Below are 24,103 nucleotides of genomic sequence, written 5' to 3'. Positions count from 1 at the left end.
TTTATTATCTTAATCACATCACTAACATCGATAAACCAGTCAGTGATAGCGATTGAAAGCCAATAGACGTTGTAAATGTTTAGCGAATTACGCTGTTTCTAACTCGCTTTTTTCCACTAGGTTTAAACGCTCACCAAAAATCGGGCGTAGTGCTTTTAATACTTCAGTACGAGTAACCACCCCGACCATCTGCCCATTTTCAAGCACAGGAAGCACTTGTGGCTTACTTACTTTGATACTTTTAGCGCGTTCTTCGAGAGACAAAGACGTCAAGCGAGTGGCAATACCCATACTGCTCGCTGGGTACAACTGCTCTTTATCGATACATAGGAATTCCACAACATCAACGAGGCGATCACCAGCGTCAATTGCGACCACATCTCGGCTCATGATGTCGACGACTTTTTGGTCTTTCACCGGAATGTAGTCCTCACACCATAGTTCTACCATCACATCGTGAGCAGAGAAGAAGCCAACTAATCGATTTTGTACGTCTACAACAGGTGCGCTAGTTACGTTGTTATCAAGTAACACATCCAGCGCGGCTGCAATTGGCGTTTCTGCACGAATGGTGACTGGTTTTTGGTTCATAATGTCTTTAACAAAAGAGGCATTTTTCATGGTGAAATCCTTAACTGACGACAGTGTTGTAGTTGTAGTTGTAGTGATAGAAGAAATATTCGCTGCTTTTAGTTCTGGTCGGCGAAAAATACACCAGTTTGAAAGGCCAACTAATACCGCTCCGCCGACGATGTTGCCAAGCGTGACAGGAATTAAGTTAGCGGTAATAAAGTGGCTAATGTTTAGGTCTGTGTATTGTGACGCGGGCACACCGACAGATGCCCAAAAAGATTCAGGTGCAAAATTCGCGATAACAATACCAAGTGGAACCATAAACATGTTCGCAACACAGTGCTCAAAACCGCTGCTGACAAACATTGCCACAGGCAAAATTGTCATTGCTGCTTTTGTCATTGCATTTGCAGAACTAAATGTCAGCCAAATCGCTAGGCAGACCAACAGGTTACAGAGAATACCGAGTGCAAACGCTTGAATGAGAGTGTGGTGAAGTTTGTGTTGTGCGATGTTAAGCGCATTTAATCCCCATTGACCGCCATCCATCTGATAAAGACCAGCAGCAGTAACCAACGCAAGTAGGAACATCGCACCAATAAAGTTACCAACGTAAACTTTGCCCCAGATCGAAAGCATCTTACCGAACGAGATTTGCTTATTGGCCCAAGAAATACTGGATAGGACGGAGCTGGTAAATAATTCACCACCGCAGATCACGATGAGGATCAATCCCATGCTAAATGCGAGTCCACCAGCTAGGCGGCTCAAGCCCCAACCAGCGCCCGTACTGCCGGTGGTCACCGTGATGTAAAACAAGAATGCTAACCCGATGAACGCGCCGGCCATAATGGCGAGGCTTAATGTCATACTGCTGGTTTTGTTTGCCTTACTTAACGCAAATTTTTCCGCTTCAACCATTATCTCTTTTGGAGAAAAATACTGGTGATTTTGAAAACTGGTCACCGCCATATTGACTCCTTAATTTGTAATCGCATAAAAAATCCTTGGTTATTAACTCAAAAATGAAATTGTTGTTTTTATTAAGAGCCTCAATGACTTCGGTTTCAAAACCATTGAGGCTTGCGGTGTTCCCGAACCGCATACTCAGAATAGGGAGAACGGTTAGTAAGGTAAAATTGATAATATTTAGAAACCTCATCAAATTAATTGATAACTTTACGGGGCTAGGTAAAATGAACTCTATTGCTTATTGGGGCATGCTTTAACAATTGTGGGGATTGGGAAATACCCACTAATAATGGAGGACACTTTGCGCTACTCACTTAAGCAATTAGCGGTTTTCGACGCAGTTGCAGATACCGGCAGTGTAAGCCAAGCCGCAGAAAAATTGGCTTTAACACAATCAGCGACGAGTATGTCGCTTGCGCAATTAGAGAAGATGCTTGGCAGGCCGTTGTTTGAGAGGCAAGGCAAGCAAATGGCGTTAACCCATTGGGGGATGTGGTTACGACCAAAAGCAAAACGCTTGCTACAAGATGCATTGCAGATTGAAATGGGCTTCTATGAGCAACATTTATTGAGTGGTGAGATTCGTATGGGAGCGAGTCAAACCCCAGCAGAGCACTTAGTTCCCGACCTTATCAGTATCATTGATAATGACTTTCCAGAAATGCGTATTTCCCTCGGTGTACAAAGTACAAAAGGGGTGATTGATGGGGTATTAGATTACAAGTATGACTTAGGGATTATTGAAGGGCGCTGTGATGATAACCGTTTACACCAAGAAGTATGGTGTCGTGATCATCTTACTGTTGTCGCAGCTTCTCATCATCCTTTTGCGCGTAATCAGTCTGTTAGCCTTGCGCAGTTAGAGCAAGCGAAGTGGGTACTAAGAGAGCATGGCTCTGGCACACGAAAAACATTTGATAGTTCCATTCACCACCTTATTGAAGATTTGGATGTGTGGCGCGAGTATGAACACGTTCCGGTGTTACGTAGTTTAGTTGCTAATGGTCAGTACCTTACTTGCTTACCGTATTTAGATGTAGAGCGATATATAGAAGCAGGTCATCTTGTGGCATTAAATGTACCTGAGTTAAAAATGGAAAGGACGCTTTCATTTATATGGCGCTCAGATATGGCAGAAAACCCATTAGTCGACTGCATTAAAAGAGAGGGGCTGCGAATGATGAAAGGGAAGCCTTCAGTTCTTTAAAGGTTGATTAAACATGCCTACGAGATGAGTTGGGTTTATTCACAAAATCTGTTGATTTATCGGTTGCGTCAAACTTTTAATGTAAATTGTGAAAATAATAATATCTTATTGTGATCAGTATCACCGATAAGCTGAGCTGATGTATCTAACATGTGTCCTTGATTTCAATGTATGAAGGCAGTTATTGAACCATATAGGTACGATAATAGCCGAGTAGGTATGACTACCATGACGACACTTTTAGCTATTTCTATCACTACTGGAATTTTATCTGGCGTATGGGGTTGGATCGCCATCTCTTTAGGTTTGCTTTCTTGGGCTGGTTTTTTAGGTTGCACGAGCTACTTTGCAGCGCCAACGAGCGGATTGAAAGGACTAGGCATCAGCTTAATCACCAATATGACAGGCGTATTCTGGGCAATGGTAATTATTCACGGTTCCACTTACGTGGGGTTGGAAATTATTGGCTATGTGATTACCGCTATTGTGGCATTCTTCATGTGTATTCAAGCTAAACAGGCTTGGCTCGCGTACATCCCTGGTACTTTTATTGGTTCATGCGCAACATTTGCGGCTGACGGAAACTGGCAACTTGTCATTCCATCGTTGTTGCTAGGTGGTGTGTTTGGCTATCTAATGAAAGCGACAGGGCTATGGTTGCATACGAAATCAACCGCTACTTCTTCTTCGCTTGCTGAGCAAGCACAGTAGTGAACCCCCGATCTTATTGGTATCCACTGTGTATTGAGTTTTATCCCTCTCAATACCCTTAATCAAAATTAATGATGTTTGATACAAGCACACCAAATTGGTGTGCTTTTTTTGTATTACAAGACAATACGCTGAGTGTAAAATACGTCTAACTCATGTATTGCCGTTGGCCATGGTAACAACGCGTTTAAGTGTCCAGCGCAGAAGAACAGGAATACACTCCATGCCTTTCTCTTCACAATGAGAAACAATAGCCAAAGCTAAGTCCGGTTTTGCATGTTTTTTCAAAACACGATTTACGACTTTTTTAGCAGGGATAGGGTGGTCATGAGGAACTTTGATGATGTCCTTAAAGAAAAGTTCAAAACCATTGTTGTACAGAAAGTGCTCGATGTCTCGGTCGGGTAACTCCGTAAGTCGATGCCTTTCCTGATCATGGTCGAGCTGTGCTCGCACTGCATGCGCGTACTTTTTCCCTGCTGGGTCGCCATCGGTAACGACATGCCAATCAATACCAAACTCTTTTGCTACTTTGATGAGTGATTTTAGACCTGATTGAGCAAACTCAACGATTTGAACCCCTTCGGCAGCCAAGTCATACCCGCATTGACGAGCCAGTTCATGAAAAAGCCAAACTTCGGTTTCGCCCTCAACAAGTAACCAGCACCGCGCAAATAATGCGCCTGAACGATGAAAACGAATATGGAAACCAATTCGGCGCAACTCATCTCGACCAAACTTTGTTGAGTTTAAACTCTTAGCGATGGTTCTGTCTGATAGCCGAATTAAACGTCGAATTGAATACAGTGGAACAGAACCGAGTAACGTGCCACTGTTGGTGGTTAATATCTTTTGCATTGGCAACAATTGCAATAAGGACCACGCTCTCGCTAGATGAGTTGGATGCAGTCGACCTTCTGGATCTTCAATGATCAGTATTGGTCTCGCACAGCGCCTTAAATCGGTGGGGCCTTTAGCTTGAAGATAGGCATTGAGTAACCCCATTAAAAGCAAGCGGCTTTGTTTGTCATTGGTTTCTTTCAAGAACTGACTCAAACCTTTATCAGAGGAAGGGCTTGTATAGAAAAGACCATCACGAGGTTTGCGTGGGTTACCTTTACTGACACTTCTGAACGCAAAATAGTGTTCAACAAGCGTTTGCATTGAGTCGAGGCTACTACGAATCTCACCTTTATTCACATGGCCAGGCATAGCCAATAAGCGTCGACAGGTGTTGTTGATTCGTTTTTCAATCCGAGCATTTTTACCATCGCCGTTGACATGGTTTAAATCTGGGAAGCGTCGGGAGTCACGTAGTCGGATTACAGGATGAAGTGTCATTAACTCAATAGCGAGTTTCTCTGAGTGGTGAAGTTTTTTGGGTTTGCCGTTATGATCCAAAAACGCGTACTCTGTATTAATGCCGTGCTCATCGCGAGACGCACTAATACGATAGTAAATGACTTGCTCACCCTCTTCGTTGGTGCACCATGTAGGCTTTATGCGTCTGTAGCGTCCCGCTTTTACTTCGTTTTTATCCTGTGCTTTAAAACAAACAATGATCTGTAAGTGTTGTGTTTGTGGATGAGAAATTGAGTAGTCAACGTGAAAATCTTTCAGTTTGAATTGATACAATGAGCCATTGGCAGGTAGTGCGATGGAAAGGGCATCGAGCAATGATGATTTGCCCCACGTGTTTTCACCGATAAGCGTGGTGAGTTCGTCAAAAGAGAGTGAAAGGCGTTTGATGCCTCTAAACCCGGAGATTTCGATGCGTTCTAGTCTCATCTCAATCCTCCTTGCAATTATTTGAATTATCGAGAGTTATTTTGCTACTCCTAAGCATATATGAATTCGGAATTTTTGAGTTAAGCTCAGTTCACAAAATTACGAGAGCCTCTTACTGAATAGAGACCGTTACAAGCGAGGCTTGCTTTCAAAGCTGGGGGACAGCATCGTGATCACTTAAACATGAAATCCTAAATCGCAGTTTCATAAAATTCATGATTCTGTCATGATTCACTTCTTATTATTATAAGGAATGAAAAAAGAGAAGATGAAGATGAATAACAATCATAAGCCAGTGAGAATCAAACTGGCACACATCAATGACACACATTCCTACTTTGAACCAACGTCATTACAGTTAAAGCTTAAGATAAACAATGAACTCATGCTAGAACCCTATGTCAGTGCTGGCGGCTTTTCTCGTATCGCAACCAGAGTCGAGCAGTTAAGAGATGATGCTCAGCGCCAAGGTCATGGGATGTTGTTCCTCCATGCCGGAGATTGCTTCCAAGGCACGCTGTATTTCTCACTATTTAAAGGCAAAGCCAATGCCGACTTATTGAACGCATTAAAGATTGATGCAATGGCGTTAGGTAACCATGAATTAGATATGGGGAATGAGCCAGTTGCATTGTTTTGCCAACGTACTCAGTTCCCATTGCTTGCTGGCAACTGGGATTTATCCAATGAATCACTTAAAAAACCTCACCGTATCAGTGATTGCAAGGATGTATATAGTTACCAACCGGATACACAGAGCGCTCAATACATTGTTAAAGAATTCCATGGTGAGCGGATCGCGATTTTCGGATTATCCATAGATAAAATGAGCGACATCGCAAACCCTGATGCAGACACGCCTTTTCACTCAGCAATTGAAACCGCCAAGGCGACCGTAAAACAAATCCATTCATCAGGTATAAAAAATATTATTCTTCTGAGCCACTTAGGTTATGAAGGTGATTTAGAGTTAGCTGAGCAAGTCGCAGGTATTGGTATAATTGTTGGTGGACACAGCCACCGGTTGCAAGGTGATTTTTCATCAATAGGGTTAGGACAAGACGATCCCTACGGTATCAAAATTAATGATACCTATGTGGTGCAAGCGGGTTTCCATGCTTTGACAATGGGGCACTGCGTCATTGAGTTTGATGAACACGGTAAAGCAACGATGTTGAGTGGACAAAATGAACTGTTGCTTGGTCGACGTATTTTTTGGGACTCGACGCTAAACCAACAGCTCGACCAAGGTGTATTCGAAACCGCGTGCGACTTCATCCATGGTCAACCGAATGTCGTGGTTTGTAAGAAACACCCGGAAACTCAAGCGATCCTGAGCGATAAATATATTCCTCAGGTCAGGCAGTTACAGTCACAAGTCATTGCTAGTGTTGACACCAAAAAGCGTCATGTGAGAATTCCCGATGAATTTGGTGAGAGTGAGTTGGCTTCCTCCGTTGCCCGATCATTTCTGCACTGTTTAAACAAACGTGGATATGACGTTCAATTTGCAATTCATAATGCGGGTGGCGTGCGAACCTCTTTGAACCCTGGCAACATCACAGTGGCAGACATTGCCGGACGGCTGTTGCCTTTTGCCGTTCCTATCGGCTTTTACGATGTAAAAGGCAGTGCTATTCGCTGTGCACTTGAAGGCGCGATAAATAATGCACTCAACAATGGCGTAGAAGGCACTGGATCTGGCAGTTATCCGTACACTTACAATTTAAACTTCGAGTACCACGCAGATGCCCCAAAAGGTGAAAGAGTTCAATCATTAGTGATTTTTGATGGCAAACAATGGGTTTGTGTTCAAGATGATGCTTGGTATCGAGGGACTTCTTCTGCCTATACGATGAAAGGGAAAGAGGGGTATGACGCATTGCAGGAGATGAAAGGAGAAGGGCGTGTGACCAGTTTGTCCATGGCTGATTGTTTTATTGAACTCCTGACCGATGAGCCAAACTGTTTGAATCAAAGTCACAAACTTTACACAAAGCGACGTCGATAATAGATACTGGTATTGATTTTGCTGCTCTCCACTTACTACATGGGTTGATGAGGGTGGCAGTATGTGGAATAAAGATTGGGCAGATACGGCAGTCGTGGTTGCCTGGATCGCAATTTGGTCAACACTGGTCTACTTTGTGCCTCTAAGCGGCTTTTGAATTGCTAAGAATGTGGATGTTACAAAAGGGAGCAGTAATGCTCCTTTTTTGTATCTATCTTCCCCGTTAGGGCTCTAACCAATGAAGAGTTTGTCTTGAGCCATTTGCTGCTTTTTGTCTGTTTACTAAAGTTCAGGTGGTTGAATCCATTTCTTTCTTTTTATAGTGCTTCCTGATTTTTGATAAGAATTTTATTTCGATAAGACAAGGCTTTTTTGTTGGAAAGCCTGACGCTCGGCGTTATTATGTCGGCGTTTGGGGAGTAGTTAGCGCAAGTTTACTTATCGTCATCTCGTTAAGCATCAGCTTATCCGGTAAGTAAAGGTGTTACGTGGTTCATTCACGTCAACACTTCAACGAGACCAACGCATTCATTGACTAGCAGCACATAATCGTTATGTGGCTGTTGGTTGTTATTGTCTGCGGAAGGTCACCAAACGAAGTCCTTCCGCCATGGGAGGAAATATGTCTCTTATCGAAAATACCACCCAATTGAGCCAATCGGTGCCTCTTCAAGAATCATTAGCGATGTATGGTGCTTTTGGTTTATTTACCCTTGTTCTTGTTACGCTTGATATCTATCAAACACGTGGTGGCGTTATCACGATGAAAAAAGCCATCGTTTGGAGTGTTTTTTGGTTCTTGCTTGCCTTTGTTTTTGCAGGTTCTATTTATTTATTCTGGGACTTTTACGCGCCACATAGCGCTTATACGAACGACAAAGCAACGATTTCATTCTTAACTGGTTACTTACTAGAGAAGTCGCTAAGCGTGGATAACTTGTTTGTGTTTGCCATCATCTTTGCACAATACAGTGTGCCGGAGCACTTGCGTCCGAGAGCATTGCTTTGGGGGGTGATAGGTGCGCTAGTTTTACGCGCTGTCATGATTGCGGTTGGTGCTCAGTTACTTGCACAGTATCACTGGGTATTGTACTTATTTGCTGCTTTCCTTATTTGGACAGGTGTTAAGCTAGCTCGCGACAAAGGCGAAGCAGAAGAGGTTAATCCATATCCGGAGCAGTTGATTCGAAAGGTATTGCCAGTTACAGATGACTACCAAGGAAATCACTTAATCTTAAAGCAAGCTGGTAAGTGGGTGGCAACACCGATGCTGATCGTTGTTGGTGTCATTGCAGTAATGGACGTTATGTTTGCGTTGGATTCTATACCAGCTATATTCGCGGTAACGCGAGAGCCATTTTTAGTCTTAGCCGCGAACGTATTTGCATTATTGGGTTTGCGATCGCTGTACTTTGTTCTTCAAGCAATGTTAGACAAGTTTGTGTACTTAAAACCAGCATTATCAGTAATCATGATGTTTATCGGGGTAAAAATGCTATTGGTTGGAACAGAATATGAGATTCCGACAACATGGTCTCTCACATTTTTAGTTGTTGTGATGACATCGGCAGTGGTGGCATCACTCCTAAAAAATAAAGCGAAGCGTCAAACTAGCGTTAATATTACTAATCAAAAAATATAAAGTAAGCACTAAAATCAAAAGAAATAACGAAAAATATTGTTAAATATATGTTGTTGCTTAAGGGGCGATTATGCAGGTAATGTTCAGTTATTCAATGTAATTACAGCAATTGTGATTATTTATGCCGTTATTATTCATTTGTATTTTTGAGTTTTGTAATGAGTTTGTTTTATTAGAAATTCTAATTTGAATGGGTAAAATTTGTCATTTCTTAAACAATAAGAAACTGACTAATATACAACCAACTAAACAGACTACTGCTTTTAAAGAGAGGCAATCATGGCACAAGCAATGCAAATGACAAATGTAGCTTTACCAACCTCTATGGATAAGAAAACCTACGCGGTTAACTTCAAAGGACTGATTGCTCACTTACTGGACATTCTATTTGTAGATAACACTGCGCCACGCAGTTACTACGCAGAAGACTTGTCAGCACATATTCAAAAAGACATCGGTATGTACCGTTAATATTGAAATAGTGTAAGAAATACCGGCCTATGAGCCGGTATTTTTTTATTTGTAAAACATGCCTACTCAACCTACGCCCTAGAAAAGAAACACTCTAGAGGAGGTAGACATGATAGTAGATTAAGTGTTGTATAGAAAAACGGGGCACCATTGGTGCCCCGTTTTGACATGACTGAAGTGCGATATTACTTCTTGCGGCAGTATTCTGCGATCACGTACATCGACTGACCACCATTTGCCTTACCCGAAACTAGCTTTGGATCATCGCCAAGGCTAATACCACGAATCACTGTACCTTGTTTGATTACTTGGTTAGTGCCTTTTACTGGTAGGTCTTTAATTACTGTTACATCGTCACCTTTCTTAAGTTCAGTGCCGTTACAGTCAACCGTTTTATCGTCAGCAGACATCCCTTTCATTGCCCAGTTCATTTGCTCTTCTTCCATGTACATCATGTCAAGAGCATCTTGAGCCCAGCTTTCTGTGTTTAGGCGAGTGAGTTGGCGCCATGCAGTCACTTGTACAGCAGGAACCTGGCTCCACATGCTTTCGTTTAGACAACGCCAGTGGTTAATGTCTTTTGGCTCATCGATCTCACCCAGACACTTATCACAAACCATGATGGCAGTATCAACCGTCACATTACCGTGAGGTGGGACAGCGTATGCAGTTAGTTGAGATTCAGAAGAACACAGTTCACATTTTGACTCGCAGCGCGCAAGCAGAGTAGCTTCAATAGACATAAGGACTCACCTTAGTAATGTTATTTTGTGGCGGTATTATCCACTTTATCCTGAGAAATAAAAGGGTGTTAGCGAATTAAAGACTAGATTTTACAATACTCCAACCTGATTAAGGTGAAGATGTAAAATATTCGCTAAATAAATAATACGGAAGTATAAAAGACACTATTAATTGTTTTGGCTTATGAATTAGTTGTGTCAATTTCTACAACGATTACAAGCCTAAAAGAGGTAAATGTAGAGAGAGGGTGGCTAGAACACAGCCCTCTAATTTACAGAGGGCCTGTCGTTAACGTTCGACAATCTGGACAATTTGTTCTTTTGAAATACTCATTTCTTTACCATCCATGTCTTCATACTCGTACATACCCGTTTCCTCGTTCAGGTCTGGTTTACCGTAAGAGGTAATAATTTTCCCTTCATTTGTCGACATCAGATATTGGCTACTTCCGCATGCAGAAAGAAGTAATACAGTGGCAATAACAGTCAATACGCGCATAGAGTTTTCCTTTTAAACAAGTGAGTTAGGCAAAGACATCGTTTTAACTATAGCAGAGGAAATATGAGTGGGTTTGAATACAATTGAAATGAAAAAGCCCAGTAGAAACTGGGCTTTGGTAGGAAGGGTGTTGCGATTACTTCAAAACAGAAGTGTTAGTGACACCTGTTAGTGTGTCATCCATCAAGAAGTCAGTGTTTTCCATCTGCATCTCTACATGATGATCAATATCAGACAGAGTGCCATTTGGCGAAGCAAAAGTACTGTGCGATGCAGTAGCATTAAACTGTACAAAGCTCGCAGTTGCATTCACAGTAGTGTCCGTACTGTTCACAGTCTTCAACCCTAGCTTATTAGCAAGCGGTTCAGTACCCGCGAATGGTGCATTTGGAACGCTGTTTGGTACTGTGCTATCGCCATCCACTTCTGTCATAAAGAATGGTGTCGTTAGCGAACCAGATGCCACTAAATCTGAAGCGTTTGTGAACGGATCGACAGTGTCTAGTGTAGTCTGTGCTGCATAGATAAATTGTGAGAAACCTGCTTCTAGTGCTGCTACTTGAGCTTCCGTTGCCGCAGCCTCAAATGCTTCGTAACATGTTTTATCTTCTAGATCCGCACATGATGCATCAGCGTAATTCGCATAGTCTTTTGATGCTGCATAAGCGAGGTTATGTTTGATCTGAGGGCCGTAATTGTCTGAACCCAGTAACAAATTACCAATTTGTCCACCAGAGTTCTGTACTGATGCAGAACTAAAGGTGTACAGCGCATCCGCAGTAGGGCTGCCCAATGTATTGTTTGCTGCTGCGACGGCAGATGTAGCTACAATACCGCCAAGTGAATGACCTAACATTTTGACTTTTGAACCCGTCATTGGGTTGAAGCCTTGCAGAGGACCTCCAGCTAAAAGACCGCCTTGAGCAGATACTACCAAGCTAGCGCGCAAACCTAACACATCCAGAACACTTTGACGTAGGTTGTCACGCGCAACGGCTAAGTTGGAAAGATTTAGATAAGCCAGTACATTCGCATTTGCGGAACGTTGTTCATCTAAGCTGCGCGTACCATGAATAGGTAAGTCAATAGCGATAACTGCCACACCTGCTTTTACCATATTGAACGCGAACGCGTACGCATTCTCTTTCGCAGAGGTGATGCCGTGTTGATAAATCACAACGTCTGTCGCGACGCCAGATTTAGGTGTGAAGACCAGTACTTCGACATCTTCAACCGATTTCACTACGGGAACAGGCGAGTAGCGAGTAATAATACGCTCACTATCAAGCTGGGTACCATCGGTAAGAGTAAGCTTAGCTCCAACAAGTTTTAGCTGCTCTGTAGGATCTGTAGCAAGCTTTGTCACATCAACAGGATCATTTGCAAAAACGCCTGTTGATAGCTGCTGAACCATGTTTGCTTGCTCGTTCGGATCCGCTAATGCTGCGCTTAGCTTCGCTAGGCTTGGCATCGCAGATTCCATTGGTTGCATGTTCCAGCTTGCGCCTTTTTCCAGGTAATGAGGCAGTCTTACCACACCTTGTGTCACGCTTACATCGGCACCTGATTGCATGTAAAGGCCTTTAATTGCCGTTTTAGCTGCGTCTAGATCGCTAATGTATTTACTAAAGTCATCGTCAGAGTCTAGCGCAGTGCTGAAGTCTTGGGTTTCACCGAGCGTTATTGTGTAGGCCGTTGATAAGTCTACTGAACCTTCGTTTGAGTCATTTTTATAAACGGTATTTAGTGTGTTTGCGCCAGTAGAAAAACCAGTAGCGGTTACTCCTTTGATTGCCGCTAACGTATCACCTACAGACTGGGTGCTGAACCATGAGGAGTAAACGATGTCGTTAGGGTCAACTTGAGCTAAACCAAAAATGCCTTCAACCGCTTGTGTCACCGCTTGAACAGAAGCAAGAGCACCAGTTTCATAAACGATTTCTTTCGATTTACCTGTCGCGTAACTGGCTGATGTACCGATTGGCTCACCATTTACGTCAGTAACATCTTGTGTGACCGCAAAAATGTACTCGCTTGACTCATCAAGTGCAGCCAAGAACTGGATGTATAGAGAGTTACCTTTTGCTTGAACTACGTAGTCCTGATTCTGAACGAGTACCTCTTCGATTGGGTTAGATTTACCGTCCCACTCGGTTAAGCGTTGGTTAATCTTGATGACTTTAACACCAGACGACAGCATGCCCGCTGCAAAACCGTCGCCGTTGAAGTTAAGAACGATTGGCATAGACGTTGACCATCCATCCATCGTATTCATCGAGGCTCTAGGGTTGGTTAAAGCATCATCGCCATCAGTTGGCAGACCAAGCGTACCATCGCTTGTGTCCATTAATAAGTAAGACGGTGCCGGTACATCTGCGTTCGCTCCTTGAAGCGTAAAACTGATGGATGTTTCGCGATCAAGCAATGCTTGGACTTCATCTTCAAATTGAACTTTGTCGGAAGTACCAGAGCTGGAGGTATCATCACCACAACCAGCAAGAAGGATTGCAGAACAAAGCATTGATAATTTAAACGTGTGTTTCATTGGTTTACTCCGTAATCCCATTATTTGAAGGTGTAGTTCATCTGTACCGCGCTGATGTAAGCAGTACCTTCTGAGTCAAACTTAATCTCTTCACCCAGAGCATTTGTCTCAGTGAAAGAGCCTGATTTACTCTTAACAAGTGCAAAGCCTGCATCGAAAGTTAAATTCTCACTCATTGCGTAAGTTAGGCCCGCGCTGTACCAAAAACGGTCACTGTCAGGGATACTCAATGTCGCTTCACCTGCTTGTTCGTCGTACGCAAAGCCTGCACGGAATGTCCAGTCTGTATTAAGTATGTAAGTTGCACCAATGGAGTAGCGATTGTTGTCTTCATATTTCTCAGGTTTAAAGAAACATACTCCGTCATTACATTCGTTACTGGTCGCTTTTAGTTCTTTAAATGTGCTCCAGTCGGTTTGTTGCCAGCCGTAATGTACAGCCCATTGTTCATTCAGTTGATGGAAAGCCGATAATTCGATAATTGAAGGGAGAGAGATTTTTAAACGGCCATCAACTTTTGGTGATGAAGCTCGACCAGAGTCGTAACTACTAAACTCACCGTCATCAAAATCTAGATCAACCTTAGAGCGGTAGCCAAAGCCAAAACGGTTGTTTTCATTTAGCTCAAATAAAGCGCCGACATTCCAACCCCAAGCGAAAGTTTCACCTTCCATGCCGACAAGGTTATCGGACTTATTACCACCTAAAATACCGGCGAGTGCGCCTTTGTGGCGAGTCAGCTCTGCTTCAGCGTATACGAGGTTGATACCACCACCGACACTGAAAGACTCGTTGATACGGTAAGCGACATTAGGGTTGATGTTTACTGAAAGTAGGGAAGTGTCACCCGCCATATCACCTGCGGAAATATCATTTGGATAGTCAGTAGCAACACCGTATGTTGTGAACATACCGATACCCCAAGCCCAGTTATCATTGATAGGGCTGATGTAATAACCTGCTGGCACGATCTGTAAAGGGGCGACATCTTTCGCGTGTTCATTGTTTACAGTGTCGTACACATCGACTTCAGGGTCGATGATAGATAACGCGCCCGAAAATTGAGCTTCTTTGAAAAGTGTCATTGCTGCAGGGTTACGAGCAAGGACGCTGGCATTGTCTGCGACAGCCCCTTCACCTGAAAATGCTCGACCAAGACCAGATGCCGAATGTTCAGCTACCTGGAAGCCCGCTGAGTGGGCATTACACGCAAACAATATTGAAATTGTAAGCAGAGAGCAGTGCTTCTTGTTCATCCTTGACCCTCCTAGGGTGTCATAATGCTGGACCGAAGTCCTTGTAATTGTTGTGTGGTACTTACACCAATTGTTAATACGCGAAATACAACGGTGATGTAAATGTAATGTTAATTGTATGTTTAATAACTTGTCAAAGTTTGAGCGTATTTTGCGTTTTAAATATGATGCATAGGTCAAACGATGGCTTGTAAGGGCATGTATTATCGTTATATTTTCGAAGAGAATGGTACGACCAGAATTGTTTTGCGAGCTTTATAGTTAAATAACGATCAAATCAAGAGATAGCTCGCTTTGCTGTTTCTTCACTTCACAGGCATAATTCGCGCTCGCTATGTAGTTATTCAATAGACGCAATGGGAACCGCATTGGAATTACTGAATGTTGAATTTTTAGGTCGTTCGCTAAGGCTCGAAGGATCGATGGCTGGGTGGCAGCAGTTATATTGGGATAATACGTTGGTGTCTCAAATCGATGCCAGTGACAATACCGCAGAGACTTGTCTACACCAGTTTAGGCTCTCTGCGGGTGAGGAAATCCTGAACTGTCATTTAGAGTGTTCTTTAACATGGCAACCGTTTGAATTGAGTTACAAGGTCACAATTAACGGTGAGCTCGTCAACGAAGGTTGTCGAAATGAAAAAGACATCGAGTGCCAAGTGCCAGAAGTTACGCCACCATCCGAAAAGCGTTTAAGTGTAATAGGCCTCGTATCTCTTGGGATGAAAGCACTTAAAAGTGCGAAAGTTATTAAAGTGGCGTTAGCGTCTGCAAGTCTCGCTGCATATTCTTGGCTATTTTCCATCGAGTTCGCGCTAGCGTTGATCGCTTGTTTGGTTTTTCATGAATATGGTCACATTAGAGCGATGAAGTATTTTGGAATGAAGACCAAAGGGATCTATTTGATTCCATTCCTAGGTGGTTTGGCGCTAAGTGACGAAAAGATAAACACGCGCTGGCAGGATGTGGTTATCTCAATCATGGGACCATTTTTCGGTTTAGTACTTAGTATTGTTTTTACTTTGCTTTATTGGATGACTGGTGAGGTGATCTTCGCTGGGCTTGCTGTGTTTAACGCCTTGCTAAACCTATTTAATCTGCTGCCTATTTTACCATTAGATGGTGGCCATGTGCTCAAAAGTATTACCTTCTCAATGAATACTTGGGTCGGGTTAGCTGGCAGTATTGCGACCGCTTTATTAGGCATTTTTATCAGTTACTATTTCGGTCTGACGTTGCTAGGGTTTTTATTGTTAATGGGAATGTTGGAAGTGGTGATGGAATGGAGAGCTCGACATCAAAGCCATTTATTGCCATTAACCCGTTATGGGCAGCTATTCTCACTGGCTTGGTACTTGGTCTCTGTCGGAGGTTTTGTTTCTATCATCTGGTATTTTGCCACTCTCGGAGATAGTTTGTTAAGTTTGCCGCTACAGATATTGGGCACTTGATTAGAATCATTAAAAGCTCCCTAGGGAGCTTTTTTATTTGGCAAGCTTAAGTAGTAGACGATAGTAGCAATGAATTAGCCACATCTTGGTGCTTTCGCGTTATACGCAGGCAGCTTATTTATGGTTGCTTGTAAATCTTTAATGCGCGTACTGTGCGATGGGTGGGTTGAGAAGAATTCAGGTGGTTGAGAACCACCTGATGCAGCACTCATATTTTTCCATAAATCGACACTTTGACGTGGGTCGAAACCTGCTTTTGCCATGAATTCCAGCCCGACAATATCAGCCTCAGATTCCTGAGTACGACCGTATGGCAAGATAACACCGTATTGAACACCGACACCAAGTGCCGCCATCGTCATTTGTTGATACTGTTTGTACTCGGAAGCGCCAATGGCAACGTTTGCTAGAGACAACCCTGCATTTGCTAACTGACTTTGTGAGAGACGTTCATTACTGTGGTCAGCGAGGACGTGAGCGACTTCGTGACCAATGACTGTTGCCAACTGATCTTGGTTTTTCGCGACATCTAAAAGCCCGGTATACACGCCGATCTTCCCACCTGGTAGAGCAAACGCATTGACTTGTTCACTATCAAAAACAACGACTTCCCAGTCTTTAAATCCAGATTGAGCGGGAATGGTGTCAGTGATGTGTTTGGCAACGCATTGAACGTAGGCATTCGTTTTGCGATCTTTGCTGATTGGGATATCTTTCTTCATTTGTTCGAAAGATTTAGCTCCAAGCGATGACATTTCCTGATCTGAAAACATCAGGATCTGGTTGCGACCCGTCGGTGATGCGCTACACGCTGTTAAACCCGCGATAGTTAAAAGAGCAGAGGCTTTCATCCATACCTTCATAACAGGCTCCATTTAATTTTTTGTTTTGAAGCAATAGTATATACCCAAATAGTAACATGATGCATGGATCAAGTTATTCATCTGATTAATAAAGAAGGTGAGATGTTACGTCTTGAAGTTATGCCCAAGTAGCGTCTATGCTAGCTTCCTAGCACATCGTTACAACCTAACAAACCAGTTTGTGAAACTAAGAGTAAAACAATGAGTATATGGAAAAAGCCCGTAAGCATAGAGATTCTGAATGCCACGTCAAAAAATACCCTGATCGAGCACCTACAAATTAAATATACAGATTTCACTGACGACTCCCTTACAGCAACCATGCCCGTATGCAGCTTTACTCATCAACCTTTAGGAATGCTTCACGGTGGTGCATCAGTCGTGCTCGCAGAAACATTAGGCTCATTGGCTGCAAACTTCTCTGTCGATGAGGGCAGCTACTGCGTCGGTTTAGATATTAACGCGAACCATGTGCGAGCCATGCGAAGTGGTCATGTGATTGGTACGGCAAAACCGCTTCATCTGGGTATTTCAACGCAAGTGTGGCAAATCGATATCACTGATGAGCGAGGCCGTTTAGTGTGTACCAGTCGCTTGACCATCGCTGTGAAACAACACAAAACAAAGTCGGTATAAACTAAGATGGTGATTGAGTTTTCATTAGGAAAAATCATTGCAACCCAGCGTGAAATAGTGATTAAGCTCTCCGGCAGTGCAATGGTAACCTTGCAAGCGCAAACCGATGCAATTCAGTTGCTGGGTAGAGGAGCGAACGTTGTTTTATCTCATGGAGCAGAGTGCAAATGGTCTATCAAGCTGGACAGCGAGGAACAACTGGCCGAACTTTCGCGAGAAATTGGTATCGATATTCAATAATTTATAGTGTGATGTTTGCACTTTTTGGTAAAAATGAGGAAACTTAGCTTATCGACAACAAGATAAGAATTTCCTCTTTATGAGTAGCCCTCGTTTACGTGTTCAGTTCGAAACACTGTTTGAAAAATTTTCCGGTCACGATACGGACGTTCAGCTCGAAGACATCACCGAAGCGTTGTTTTGTACACGTCGTAATGCTCGTATTGTTCTAAATAAACTTGAAGAAGAGGGCTGGATTGAGTGGCATCCGGCAGCGGGTCGAGGAAAACTTTCGAAACTCGTTTTTAAACGTAATCGAAGCGACGTCAGCGAAAACCTCGCCAGGCGTTATCTCGATGAAGGGAAAATCGGTCAGGCTCTAGATGCGCTTGATAACGATGCGGCACGATTGACGCAGGTTATCCAAGGTTATTTAGGGCTTCAACATCGACAGGGCGAGCAGGTCGTGCGTTTGCCTTATTATCGACCATTGTCGATGTTAAACCCGCAGAAACCGATGCGGCGTTCTGAACAGCACATCGCCAGACAAATTTTTAGCGGACTCACTCGCCTTGATGAAAATGAACAACTTCAACCAGATTTAGCCCACACGTGGGAAGCAATTTCTGATACACATTGGCGTTTTTATCTTCGTCGTGGAGTACGCTTTCATAACGGTGAACCGTTAACAACCAGTTGTGTTCTTGAAAGTGTGCTTGCGTTAAATAGCTTGAACTTGTTTTCTCACATAAAGCGGGTGTCTTCGCCACAAGAGTGGACCGTTGATATTGAGCTCATCCGTCCTGATCGCTACCTGCCTCTGGCTCTGAGTGAGTCGCAAGCAAAAATTTTGCTACCGAGTGCTTTGCGTTCTGAAAGCTTCGATAGACAACCGATAGGGACTGGGCCGTTCCAAGTTAAAATGAATGATGATAAGCGTCTTATTTTGACTGCTTTTGATGGCTACTTTGGTTTTCGCCCTTTACTTGACCAAGTGGAGGTGTGGGTAATCGATGAAGCCTATTCTTCAATGGTTTATCCAAGCCTGTCAAAGCCGAAGATGGATAAACAAGGTTCATCCGATGAAGTCGAGCTGGACCCTGGCTGTACATTCCTATTACTAAACAAAAACACTGGGATTGCAAAAGATCCACGTTGGGCAGAGTTCCTCTCGCAAACCCTCAACAGTCACCAGATTTACTCGCATGTTCCACAAGATAAAGTGATGGAACTGGGAGTATTGCAAGCCTTTGGCCTTAAGCCTGGTTGGATTGATCTTAGGCCAGCAGAAGCGGGCAGCGTACCACAGGCTAATAAGGTAATTTCCGTAGCGTATCAGAAAAAGCATCCGATGTTTCCAGTAGTTGCCAAGGCCATCAAGACACTCTTAAAACCGCACGGTATAGAGGTTGAGTTTATTCGTTATGATTCTCAACCGCCCGCACCGGAGGAAGTGGATATCTGGGTGAAAGCTATGGGCATTGCAACGAACCGAAATGACGCGTTGGCGGGCTGGCTCCTGGATTACAGTGATATTGAGAAGTTCAGTTCAGGTTACGATTTTAGTGAATGGGCTAAACTTGTCGATCAATGGCGTGCCGGCATGCACACAGACTTTCCTGCGCGTGAGCTAGGACGACAATTAGTAAAAAGCTGTCAGGTGATTCCTATGTTTCACTGCTGGCTAGGCGTGAATAAAGACCACAGCGGTGCGTTACAAAATGCAAAGTGTAATGCCTTAGGTTGGTTTGATTTTAATAATGTATGGGTCAAACCGGATATAGAAAGTAACCATGGCGAAACCGAATAAAAAACACCCGACGAAAACCGTCGATATCTTTTGCTCTAAATGTAAAACTCAACTATTTAAGTACCGTAAAGGCGGGAAAGGCGCACTGGTTAAATGCTTCAAAGAGCGCATTGTTGACGATTTCACACAAACCCCATGTATTTGCCCCGCTTGCGGACAAGAGTTTGCAAGAGATGCCTTAGTAAGAGGAACCCCCGCTTACAAAATGATTGGCGGCAAAGTGACGATGAAATAATAAAGGGCTAGAAAATGAGTATGAAACATGACTATTGCATGGTTTTAAGTACAACCAGTAATGAAAAAAATCGAGATCAGATCATTAAAGGTTTGCTAGATGCTCAATTAGCCGCGTGTATTCAAACGATGCCTATTGAAAGTCACTATGTGTGGAAAGGGGAGGTTTGTACTGACAACGAATGGTTGCTAGTCATCAAAACTCGTCGAGAACTTTATGAATTGGTGGAAGAGAAAATAGAAAACCTGCACGAATACGAGGTCGCTCAAATCGTACAGGTTCCAATTGTTGATGGGTTTAACCCTTATTTAGAATGGTTGAGAGAATCGACGTTGAGCCGACATTAAGAATAACGACAACACTGCACCAACGGTATCGCACAACATATCTTTCTGGGCGTCCCATATGTCACCTTGCGAGCCCAGAAAGGCAATTCCCTCATCGCCACCAGCCAACTCCGCATACCACCATTCGATAATCTCATAGCCAGCAGCAAGTGACATGATAGCAAACAAAGCAAACCAGCAAGAGAACGCTTTGTTGAACCGTTTTTTGTTTATCAAGTATTCAGCGATCGGATATGCGTAAAGGCCAATTGAAAAGTGCGCAACGCGATCAAAATTATTTCGTTCTGAACCAATCATGTCGTTAAACCAGTCAAACGGCACTTCGGAGAACGTATATTTCGCACCGATAGTGTGCAAACAGAGCCAGATGAACATTAAAAAGTAAGCCGTATTACTGAACTGATAGCGAATCGAAATCGCCCAAATAGCAACAAGAATACCAGTCGCCGGGATAATCTCCGCAAACCAAACTGCACGTGAGTTAGGTTCCAACGCAGAAAATAAAAACACGATGGCATAAAAAATCGTTAATCCTAAGAGTGTCGAGGTGCTTTTCATAGAGTTACTTGATCCTTCAATTTATCTTACAGTGGGACTCCATAGATTGTGTTAATGATTGCACTTAATTGAACGGTGTGCAATTGATATTTTAATGGGTTTTTTGATCACTGAAAATGTTGATTTATTGGCAAACTGCTCAACATTAAAACGTTTGCGCGTGCACTTTTCATTAAAGTTTGATTTACAACATGCCCATCCATAGAATCCATGATTCAGTCTAATAAAAAAGAAGTAAAGCCATGAAACTGGAAACTGTCGATTATCTTGCTGACGATGCTGCTCAACAGTTCGTTACCTCTCTACGCGAAACGGGGTTCGGTGTGTTGAAAAACCACCCGATTCCTCAAGAGCTTGTAGAGTCAATTTACAAAAACTGGCATGAGTTTTTCTGTTCAGATCAAAAGAATGATTTTCACTTTAACGTAGACACCCAAGATGGCTATTTCCCACCTTCAGTGTCTGAAGTGGCGAAAGGGCACAAAGTGAAAGACATCAAAGAGTACTTTCATGTTTACCCTTGGGGCCAGATCCCAGAGCAGCTTAAAGCTGAAATCTTAGAGTACTACGAGCGTGCCAATGCATTTGCTCAAGAGCTATTAGGTTGGGTTGAAGCGTACGCACCTAAGGACGTTCAAGAGAAGTTCTCTATCGCGTTGTCAGAAATGATCAATAACAGTGACAAAACATTACTACGCGTGCTTCACTACCCACCGATGACAGGCGAAGAAGAGCCAGGCGCTATTCGTGCTGCTGCGCATGAAGACATTAACCTGTTAACGGTTTTGCCTGCTGCCAATGAGCCTGGACTGCAAGTAAAGAGTAAAGAGGGTGATTGGATCGATGTACCATGTGACTTCGGAAACTTAATCATCAACATTGGTGATATGCTTCAAGAAGCGTCAGGTGGTTATTTCCCTTCAACGACTCACCGTGTAATCAACCCTACGGGTGGCCGTCAAGAAAAGTCACGTATCTCATTACCGTTGTTCCTGCATCCAAAGCCGGAAGTGGTGTTATCTGAGCGCTACACTGCACATAGCTACCTTATGGAACGTTTACGTGAGCTAGGGGTTATTTAACCTTTACGTGATCTCCTTACAAAGGCCGATGGTGAATGACTATCGGCCTTTTTGCATTTATGCTACAAAATGGAAACTATGTTTTTTGTGCCGAGAATGGGGCCCTAAACTCGTGTCAGAGAGGATGAATGGAAGGACAACGTACTGTCAGTAGTATTGAGCCTCATGCAATAGAAAATCCGCTGCTTTGGCCAATGCTAGAAATTCTGAGAAAACAGCCCTCTAATTGGAAAGTGCACACCTTGGCAAGCTCGTTGGGTGAACAAGGTTATATTTCAAAGCTGGACGACTCTCCCGATAAGGATTTATTCAAAAGAAATTTCCTGCTCATGAATGCATTATATCAACTGCAAGACACTCTGTATCCGGATAGTTGGCTTCAAGTCGAAGCCATGGATATTCAGCTCATGTCTTCGATGGAAGCTTTGAGGCATAAGATCGATATTCATGATCCTTTGCGTGAGTATTACTTAGATTGGCGCAATTACGAAGCGGACGAAGATGAAGTGCGTCGACTGTTGAATGAATTTTGGACAACTTATCAAAAGTTCATCGGTGGTTCGTCAGTAGCCAGCGTAGATAAGACAAAGGCACTGTCACTATTTGAACTTAACACTGACGCTACGCCTGCGGAAATTAGAAAACAATGGCGAAAACTCGCGCTTCGTTGGCATCCTGATCGAGAAAATGGCAATGCAGAAAGATTTAGAGTTCTTTGTGAAGCGTGGAATGTACTGAGAAACGAATGATTCGCTAAGAATAAAGATAAAGGAAGGCAGCTAACTATAACTGCCTTTTGATTGAACTGTCTCTGTCAGCGTATCAAAACTAGCATGATGACTTAAACTGAGATTTTCGCATGCGGTTGAGGGCAGCCATAACGTCTAGTGTGCGTGGTTTGGCTAAGTCGCCTTGCTTAGGAAGAGCGGCATGCCACTCACCAGACAGCATTTCTTCAATTTCCTTCGCTGGATGATTACACCAACCTGGAAGTTGAGCAATTTGGAACCATAACCAGCCAATTGTGTTGACTTCATCGGCTGACTCTATCTGTTCCAAAGCGCTAAGATCAGTAAACTCTTTACCAAATCGAAGTGACTCTTTGCCTTTCGCATTCACACGGAACTTGCCGTCAGTCAGAATATTCATCAACGCAACGCGGTTCAGTGCTCGAGGTGGGAAGGTCTGTAAACGTTCTTCTGACTCGTTATGGCGTTGAGTAGGGTGCTGAGCGATAACTTCTTTCGCTTTTTCAGTTACATCAACGGCTTGGTAGTCGTGCATTTGAATGACGGTATCGGCAACGTCTAAGTAGTCGCCCGATCCACCCATAACGATAATGGTAGAGATATCAAGATCATCTCGTAATTGACCAATGCGGTCGACGAGAGGAGTAATTGGCTCATCACCTTTTGCCACCAATGCCTGCATACGCTCATCTCTAATCATGAAGTTGGTAGCAGAAGTATCTTCATCAATCAATAATGTGCTTGCACCCGCTTCAATAGACTCTTGAAGCCAAGCGGCTTGCGACGTTGAGCCTGATGCGTCTTGAGTAGAAAAGTCCGCCGTATCTTTACCCATCGGTAAATGGTTGATGTAGTTCGACAGGTTCAAGTGGTGTACGCATCGGCCATCTTCGGCACGAATCTTCATAGCCTTGTTATCGGCAACAATGTATTCGCGACCATCTCCTGGAATATGATCGTAAATTGAACGCTCTATTGCATTTAATAAGGTAGATTTACCGTGGAAGCCGCCACCTACGATCAGTGTGATACCTTTTGGAATTCCTAATCCTGTGACATGACCCTTGTTTGGCGCATGTAAAGTGACTTGTAGAGATTCAGGGGCTTTAAACTCAACGGCTTCTTTCATAGGAAGGTCGCAATTACCTGCAATTCGAGGAAGAATACTGCCGTTTGCGACAAACGCGACTAAGTTATTGGCCTCCAACTGTTCTCGCAGGGCATCTTGGTCTTCAACAACTTGGCAGTGCTTAATTAAAGCGGCTTTGTCGAGTTCACGCTCTAAAGTTGCTCGACGGATAAACTTAGGCAGGTGGAAAGTCAGTATGTTGTTGGCTTTTTTCCCCAATACTGAACGACCTTCGGCTGGTAAGTTAACTCGAAAACGCAGTTCAATACCTTCTTCAGTAAACAACACCGCGGTGCTATCCAGTACAGTTTGGCCTGTCAGTGAAATTGATACTGAGTTTTCTTGTTTAGCAAACTGTTCAAAACTACGCGCAATAAAATCACGTGCACCTCTTTGAAATGCAGGAGACTCGTCTCTTAGCCACTCAAGACCAGTCAAAGACCATGCGCGAGTCGCACGAAAACGTGACGCCGATGCATAAGGGTCACCCTGTACATGATCGATAAAAAAAGTGAAATCAGTGAAGTCGTATTGACCTTTGATTTGCTGATAAGCTCGGTAGTTCTGCTTTTCAATTTTCTTAAGCGTGGCAGTCAACTGATCCAT

22 protein-coding genes are annotated in these 24,103 nt (G+C 43.4%); 13 read left to right on the top strand and 9 right to left on the bottom strand.

The features are described 5' to 3' along the window. Nucleotides 1-87 precede the first annotated feature (87 nt). On the bottom strand, nt 88-1,545 hold the full coding sequence (focA, locus tag R7D93_RS16235) for a formate transporter FocA (RefSeq protein WP_318129515.1): 1,458 nt from the start codon (nt 1,543-1,545) through the stop codon (nt 88-90). 301 nt (nt 1,546-1,846) lie between these two features. Here focA and R7D93_RS16230 point away from each other — a divergent pair, with 301 nt between their 5' ends. Together R7D93_RS16230 and R7D93_RS16225 are read left to right on the top strand one after the other, a co-directional pair. Then, complete coding sequence (locus R7D93_RS16230) at nt 1,847-2,752, top strand: LysR substrate-binding domain-containing protein (RefSeq protein ID WP_005376369.1); 906 nt, start codon at nt 1,847-1,849, stop codon at nt 2,750-2,752. A 228-nt stretch (nt 2,753-2,980) separates the two neighbouring features. Next, on the top strand, nt 2,981-3,463 hold the full coding sequence (locus R7D93_RS16225; protein WP_017634175.1) for a DUF1097 domain-containing protein: 483 nt from the start codon (nt 2,981-2,983) through the stop codon (nt 3,461-3,463). Nucleotides 3,464-3,616: 153 nt separating this feature from the next. Here R7D93_RS16225 and R7D93_RS16220 read toward each other — a convergent pair whose 3' ends face one another. After that, nucleotides 3,617-5,251: an ATP-dependent endonuclease gene (locus R7D93_RS16220; protein ID WP_213965239.1), complete on the bottom strand. Its 1,635-nt coding sequence runs from the start codon at nt 5,249-5,251 to the stop codon at nt 3,617-3,619. A 268-nt stretch (nt 5,252-5,519) separates the two neighbouring features. On the opposite strand from R7D93_RS16220, the gene R7D93_RS16215 reads away from it, so the two are divergent. The 3 genes from R7D93_RS16215 to R7D93_RS16205 all read left to right on the top strand — a co-directional run bounded on the left by R7D93_RS16215 (nt 5,520) and on the right by R7D93_RS16205 (nt 9,375). After that, complete coding sequence (locus tag R7D93_RS16215; protein ID WP_225495940.1) at nt 5,520-7,262, top strand: bifunctional metallophosphatase/5'-nucleotidase; 1,743 nt, start codon at nt 5,520-5,522, stop codon at nt 7,260-7,262. A 622-nt stretch (nt 7,263-7,884) separates the two neighbouring features. Then, nucleotides 7,885-8,904, top strand: a complete 1,020-nt coding sequence (locus R7D93_RS16210) for a TerC/Alx family metal homeostasis membrane protein (protein ID WP_064354768.1) — start codon at nt 7,885-7,887, stop codon at nt 8,902-8,904. Between the two features lie 279 nt (nt 8,905-9,183). Further along, a complete protein-coding gene (locus R7D93_RS16205) occupies nt 9,184-9,375 on the top strand; it encodes a hypothetical protein (protein ID WP_005376351.1) in 192 nt (63 codons plus the stop codon). Between the two features lie 185 nt (nt 9,376-9,560). Here the strand turns inward: R7D93_RS16205 and R7D93_RS16200 are convergent, their stop codons facing one another. The 4 genes from R7D93_RS16200 to R7D93_RS16185 form a co-directional block, all read right to left on the bottom strand. Then, the gene (locus R7D93_RS16200) at nt 9,561-10,118 is read right to left on the bottom strand and encodes a PhnA domain-containing protein (RefSeq protein ID WP_005376350.1); all 558 of its coding nucleotides are present in this window, start codon (nt 10,116-10,118) and stop codon (nt 9,561-9,563) included. A 289-nt stretch (nt 10,119-10,407) separates the two neighbouring features. Then, nucleotides 10,408-10,617: a YgdI/YgdR family lipoprotein gene (locus R7D93_RS16195; RefSeq protein WP_017634171.1), complete on the bottom strand. Its 210-nt coding sequence runs from the start codon at nt 10,615-10,617 to the stop codon at nt 10,408-10,410. Nucleotides 10,618-10,753: 136 nt separating this feature from the next. After that, nucleotides 10,754-13,162, bottom strand: coding sequence for a VolA/Pla-1 family phospholipase (locus R7D93_RS16190; RefSeq protein ID WP_213867706.1), 2,409 nt, complete (start codon nt 13,160-13,162; stop codon nt 10,754-10,756). Between the two features lie 20 nt (nt 13,163-13,182). Then, nucleotides 13,183-14,418: an outer membrane protein transport protein gene (locus R7D93_RS16185; protein ID WP_005376347.1), complete on the bottom strand. Its 1,236-nt coding sequence runs from the start codon at nt 14,416-14,418 to the stop codon at nt 13,183-13,185. Nucleotides 14,419-14,840: 422 nt separating this feature from the next. Between R7D93_RS16185 and R7D93_RS16180 the strand changes: the two genes are divergently transcribed. Further along, nucleotides 14,841-15,869, top strand: coding sequence for a site-2 protease family protein (locus R7D93_RS16180; protein WP_213868009.1), 1,029 nt, complete (start codon nt 14,841-14,843; stop codon nt 15,867-15,869). Nucleotides 15,870-15,943: 74 nt separating this feature from the next. Here R7D93_RS16180 and R7D93_RS16175 read toward each other — a convergent pair whose 3' ends face one another. Further along, nucleotides 15,944-16,732: a M48 family metallopeptidase gene (locus R7D93_RS16175; RefSeq protein WP_017634168.1), complete on the bottom strand. Its 789-nt coding sequence runs from the start codon at nt 16,730-16,732 to the stop codon at nt 15,944-15,946. A 201-nt stretch (nt 16,733-16,933) separates the two neighbouring features. Between R7D93_RS16175 and R7D93_RS16170 the strand changes: the two genes are divergently transcribed. The 5 genes from R7D93_RS16170 to cutA all read left to right on the top strand — a co-directional run bounded on the left by R7D93_RS16170 (nt 16,934) and on the right by cutA (nt 19,979). Next, complete coding sequence (locus R7D93_RS16170) at nt 16,934-17,368, top strand: hotdog fold thioesterase (protein ID WP_005376340.1); 435 nt, start codon at nt 16,934-16,936, stop codon at nt 17,366-17,368. 6 nt (nt 17,369-17,374) lie between these two features. Continuing rightward, nucleotides 17,375-17,608, top strand: coding sequence for a DUF3389 domain-containing protein (locus tag R7D93_RS16165; protein WP_225495938.1), 234 nt, complete (start codon nt 17,375-17,377; stop codon nt 17,606-17,608). A 79-nt stretch (nt 17,609-17,687) separates the two neighbouring features. After that, nucleotides 17,688-19,397 (top strand): SgrR family transcriptional regulator, encoded by a 1,710-nt coding sequence (locus R7D93_RS16160; RefSeq protein ID WP_225495930.1) that lies wholly within the window; start codon nt 17,688-17,690, stop codon nt 19,395-19,397. Further along, nucleotides 19,381-19,632, top strand: a complete 252-nt coding sequence (locus R7D93_RS16155; RefSeq protein ID WP_225495928.1) for a hypothetical protein — start codon at nt 19,381-19,383, stop codon at nt 19,630-19,632. The genes R7D93_RS16160 and R7D93_RS16155 overlap by 17 nt, the downstream gene beginning before the upstream one ends. Before the next feature lie 14 nt (nt 19,633-19,646). Then, complete coding sequence (gene cutA, locus R7D93_RS16150) at nt 19,647-19,979, top strand: divalent-cation tolerance protein CutA (RefSeq protein WP_017634166.1); 333 nt, start codon at nt 19,647-19,649, stop codon at nt 19,977-19,979. Here the strand turns inward: cutA and R7D93_RS16145 are convergent. Then, nucleotides 19,941-20,537: a DUF2238 domain-containing protein gene (locus R7D93_RS16145; protein ID WP_225495926.1), complete on the bottom strand. Its 597-nt coding sequence runs from the start codon at nt 20,535-20,537 to the stop codon at nt 19,941-19,943. The genes cutA and R7D93_RS16145 overlap by 39 nt on opposite strands. Nucleotides 20,538-20,779: 242 nt before the next feature. Here R7D93_RS16145 and R7D93_RS16140 point away from each other — a divergent pair, with 242 nt between their 5' ends. Further along, on the top strand, nt 20,780-21,619 hold the full coding sequence (locus R7D93_RS16140) for an isopenicillin N synthase family dioxygenase (RefSeq protein ID WP_005376329.1): 840 nt from the start codon (nt 20,780-20,782) through the stop codon (nt 21,617-21,619). A 128-nt stretch (nt 21,620-21,747) separates the two neighbouring features. Beyond that, on the top strand, nt 21,748-22,368 hold the full coding sequence (locus R7D93_RS16135) for a DNA-J related domain-containing protein (protein WP_225495924.1): 621 nt from the start codon (nt 21,748-21,750) through the stop codon (nt 22,366-22,368). Between the two features lie 79 nt (nt 22,369-22,447). Here R7D93_RS16135 and R7D93_RS16130 read toward each other — a convergent pair whose 3' ends face one another. Then, a complete protein-coding gene (locus R7D93_RS16130) occupies nt 22,448-24,103 on the bottom strand; it encodes an ABC-ATPase domain-containing protein (RefSeq protein ID WP_213877328.1) in 1,656 nt (551 codons plus the stop codon).

The sequence above is a fragment of the Vibrio sp. YT-15 genome, assembly GCF_033337445.1.
Taxonomy (GTDB): Bacteria; Pseudomonadota; Gammaproteobacteria; order Enterobacterales; family Vibrionaceae; genus Vibrio; species Vibrio alginolyticus.
The sequence above is the reverse complement of the archived record's forward strand: the minus strand, read 5'-3'. Positions and strand labels throughout refer to the sequence as shown.

What these genes read in the sequence shown, in the direction of transcription:
- R7D93_RS16175 (WP_017634168.1), bottom strand. Translation starts at nt 16,732, where the DNA reads ATGAAGGTATGGATGAAAGCCTCTGCTCTTTTAACTATCGCGGGTTTA.
- R7D93_RS16130 (WP_213877328.1), bottom strand. Translation starts at nt 24,103, where the DNA reads ATGGATCAGTTGACTGCCACGCTTAAGAAAATTGAAAAGCAGAACTAC.
- R7D93_RS16185 (WP_005376347.1), bottom strand. Translation starts at nt 14,418, where the DNA reads ATGAACAAGAAGCACTGCTCTCTGCTTACAATTTCAATATTGTTTGCG.
- R7D93_RS16165 (WP_225495938.1), top strand. Translation starts at nt 17,375, where the DNA reads ATGGTGATTGAGTTTTCATTAGGAAAAATCATTGCAACCCAGCGTGAA.
- R7D93_RS16155 (WP_225495928.1), top strand. Translation starts at nt 19,381, where the DNA reads ATGGCGAAACCGAATAAAAAACACCCGACGAAAACCGTCGATATCTTT.
- cutA (WP_017634166.1), top strand. Translation starts at nt 19,647, where the DNA reads ATGAGTATGAAACATGACTATTGCATGGTTTTAAGTACAACCAGTAAT.
- R7D93_RS16195 (WP_017634171.1), bottom strand. Translation starts at nt 10,617, where the DNA reads ATGCGCGTATTGACTGTTATTGCCACTGTATTACTTCTTTCTGCATGC.
- R7D93_RS16190 (WP_213867706.1), bottom strand. Translation starts at nt 13,162, where the DNA reads ATGAAACACACGTTTAAATTATCAATGCTTTGTTCTGCAATCCTTCTT.
- R7D93_RS16205 (WP_005376351.1), top strand. Translation starts at nt 9,184, where the DNA reads ATGGCACAAGCAATGCAAATGACAAATGTAGCTTTACCAACCTCTATG.
- R7D93_RS16160 (WP_225495930.1), top strand. Translation starts at nt 17,688, where the DNA reads ATGAGTAGCCCTCGTTTACGTGTTCAGTTCGAAACACTGTTTGAAAAA.
- R7D93_RS16200 (WP_005376350.1), bottom strand. Translation starts at nt 10,118, where the DNA reads ATGTCTATTGAAGCTACTCTGCTTGCGCGCTGCGAGTCAAAATGTGAA.
- R7D93_RS16225 (WP_017634175.1), top strand. Translation starts at nt 2,981, where the DNA reads ATGACGACACTTTTAGCTATTTCTATCACTACTGGAATTTTATCTGGC.
- R7D93_RS16140 (WP_005376329.1), top strand. Translation starts at nt 20,780, where the DNA reads ATGAAACTGGAAACTGTCGATTATCTTGCTGACGATGCTGCTCAACAG.
- R7D93_RS16180 (WP_213868009.1), top strand. Translation starts at nt 14,841, where the DNA reads ATGGCTGGGTGGCAGCAGTTATATTGGGATAATACGTTGGTGTCTCAA.
- R7D93_RS16145 (WP_225495926.1), bottom strand. Translation starts at nt 20,537, where the DNA reads ATGAAAAGCACCTCGACACTCTTAGGATTAACGATTTTTTATGCCATC.
- R7D93_RS16215 (WP_225495940.1), top strand. Translation starts at nt 5,520, where the DNA reads ATGAAGATGAATAACAATCATAAGCCAGTGAGAATCAAACTGGCACAC.
- R7D93_RS16210 (WP_064354768.1), top strand. Translation starts at nt 7,885, where the DNA reads ATGTCTCTTATCGAAAATACCACCCAATTGAGCCAATCGGTGCCTCTT.
- focA (WP_318129515.1), bottom strand. Translation starts at nt 1,545, where the DNA reads ATGGCGGTGACCAGTTTTCAAAATCACCAGTATTTTTCTCCAAAAGAG.
- R7D93_RS16170 (WP_005376340.1), top strand. Translation starts at nt 16,934, where the DNA reads ATGAGTATATGGAAAAAGCCCGTAAGCATAGAGATTCTGAATGCCACG.
- R7D93_RS16220 (WP_213965239.1), bottom strand. Translation starts at nt 5,251, where the DNA reads ATGAGACTAGAACGCATCGAAATCTCCGGGTTTAGAGGCATCAAACGC.
- R7D93_RS16135 (WP_225495924.1), top strand. Translation starts at nt 21,748, where the DNA reads ATGGAAGGACAACGTACTGTCAGTAGTATTGAGCCTCATGCAATAGAA.